The 2,500-nt window shown below is 49.9% G+C and carries 2 rRNA genes (both cut by a window edge); both read right to left on the bottom strand.

Features of this window, described 5'->3' with window-relative positions:
- Positions 1 to 1,616 (bottom strand): 23S ribosomal RNA (locus tag BC6307_RS24590); it reaches 1,319 nt to the left of the window's first position.
- A 292-nt stretch (positions 1,617 to 1,908) separates the two neighbouring features.
- Positions 1,909 to 2,500 (bottom strand): 16S ribosomal RNA (locus tag BC6307_RS24585) (it continues 959 nt past the right edge of the window).
- The 16S and 23S rRNA genes sit together here, the layout of an rRNA operon.

The following is a 2,500-nucleotide window of genomic DNA, read 5'->3' as shown; positions in this document are numbered from 1 at the left end:
TTGGCAGTGTGGAATCAGGAACTTCGGTACTATATTTCCCTCGCCATCACAGCTCAGCCTTTAGGATAAGCGGATTTGCCTACTTATCCAGCCTAACTGCTTGGACGCGCATATCCAACAGCGCGCTTACCCTATCCTCCTGCGTCCCTCCATCGCTCAAACGGAATGAGGTGGTACAGGAATATCAACCTGTTATCCATCGCCTACGCCTTTCGGCCTCGGCTTAGGTCCCGACTAACCCTGAGCGGACGAGCCTTCCTCAGGAAACCTTAGGCATTCGGTGGAAGGGATTCTCACCCTTCTTTCGCTACTCATACCGGCATTCTCACTTCTAAGCGCTCCACCAGTCCTTACGGTCTAGCTTCAACGCCCTTAGAACGCTCTCCTACCACTGTTCGTAAGAACAGTCCGCAGCTTCGGTGATACGTTTAGCCCCGGTACATTTTCGGCGCAGAGTCACTCGACCAGTGAGCTATTACGCACTCTTTAAATGGTGGCTGCTTCTAAGCCAACATCCTGGTTGTCTAAGCAACTCCACATCCTTTTCCACTTAACGTATACTTTGGGACCTTAGCTGGCGGTCTGGGCTGTTTCCCTCTTGACTACGGATCTTATCACTCGCAGTCTGACTCCTGAGAAACAAGTCTTTGGCATTCGGAGTTTGACTGAATTCGGTAATCCGATGAGGACCCCTAGTCCAATCAGTGCTCTACCTCCAAGACTCTTTACTCAAGGCTAGCCCTAAAGCTATTTCGGAGAGAACCAGCTATCTCCAGGTTCGATTGGAATTTCTCCGCTACCCACACCTCATCCCCGCACTTTTCAACGTGCGTGGGTTCGGGCCTCCATTCAGTGTTACCTGAACTTCACCCTGGACATGGGTAGATCACCTGGTTTCGGGTCTACGACCACGTACTATGACGCCCTATTCAGACTCGCTTTCGCTACGGCTCCGTCTCATCAACTTAACCTTGCACGTAATCGTAACTCGCCGGTTCATTCTACAAAAGGCACGCTATCACCCATTAACGGGCTCTAACTACTTGTAGGCACACGGTTTCAGGATCTTTTCACTCCCCTTCCGGGGTGCTTTTCACCTTTCCCTCACGGTACTGGTTCACTATCGGTCACTAGGGAGTATTTAGCCTTGGGAGATGGTCCTCCCAGCTTCCGACGGGATTTCTCGTGTCCCGCCGTACTCAGGATCCACTCAAGAGAGAACGAGGTTTCAACTACAGGGTTTTTACCTTCTATGACAGACCTTTCCAGGTCGCTTCGTTTACCCCGTTCTTTTGTAACTCCGTATAGAGTGTCCTACAACCCCAAGAGGCAAGCCTCTTGGTTTGGGCTAATTCCGTTTCGCTCGCCGCTACTCAGGAAATCGCGTTTGCTTTCTCTTCCTCCGGGTACTTAGATGTTTCAGTTCCCCGGGTCTGCCTTCCATACCCTATGTATTCAGGTAAGGATACTACTCCATTACGAGCAGTGGGTTTCCCCATTCGGAAATCTCTGGATCAAAGCTTACTTACAGCTCCCCAAAGCATATCGGTGTTAGTCCCGTCCTTCATCGGCTCCTAGTGCCAAGGCATCCACCGTGCGCCCTTAATAACTTAACCATGTGCTAATTAAATTAGCGGTTTTCGATAACAGCGAATTGTTATCATTAGAAAATTACTAAGATGAACGATACTTGTGAATGTATCTTGATTACTTATATTATCTAGTTTTCAAAGAACATGGCTACTGACTTCAATCACATCGTGATTAGCTTCGTAGCTTAACCTTCATGCTACTCTTGCTGCTTAAGGAATCCATCATCGTGGATTTCACTTGCAGACGCAAGCGCAATATTAATAGAGAGAATGATCTCTCAAAACTAAACAAAACAATGAGCGTGATTTTCCTTAGAAAGGAGGTGATCCAGCCGCACCTTCCGATACGGCTACCTTGTTACGACTTCACCCCAATCATCTGTCCCACCTTAGGCGGCTGGCTCCAAAGGTTACCCCACCGACTTCGGGTGTTACAAACTCTCGTGGTGTGACGGGCGGTGTGTACAAGGCCCGGGAACGTATTCACCGCGGCATGCTGATCCGCGATTACTAGCGATTCCGGCTTCATGTAGGCGAGTTGCAGCCTACAATCCGAACTGAGAACGGTTTTATGGGATTGGCTCGACCTCGCGGTTTTGCTGCCCTTTGTACCGTCCATTGTAGCACGTGTGTAGCCCAGGTCATAAGGGGCATGATGATTTGACGTCATCCCCACCTTCCTCCGGTTTGTCACCGGCAGTCTCCTTAGAGTGCCCAACTAAATGCTGGCAACTAAGAACAAGGGTTGCGCTCGTTGCGGGACTTAACCCAACATCTCACGACACGAGCTGACGACAACCATGCACCACCTGTCACTCTGTCCCCCGAAGGGGAACGCTCTATCTCTAGAGGTGGCAGAGGATGTCAAGACCTGGTAAGGTTCTTCGCGTTGCTTCGAATTAAACCAC

The sequence above is a fragment of the Sutcliffiella cohnii genome (genome assembly GCF_002250055.1).
Lineage (GTDB): Bacteria > Bacillota > Bacilli > Bacillales > Bacillaceae_I > Sutcliffiella > Sutcliffiella cohnii.
This window is presented reverse-complemented; position numbering and strand designations above follow the sequence as displayed.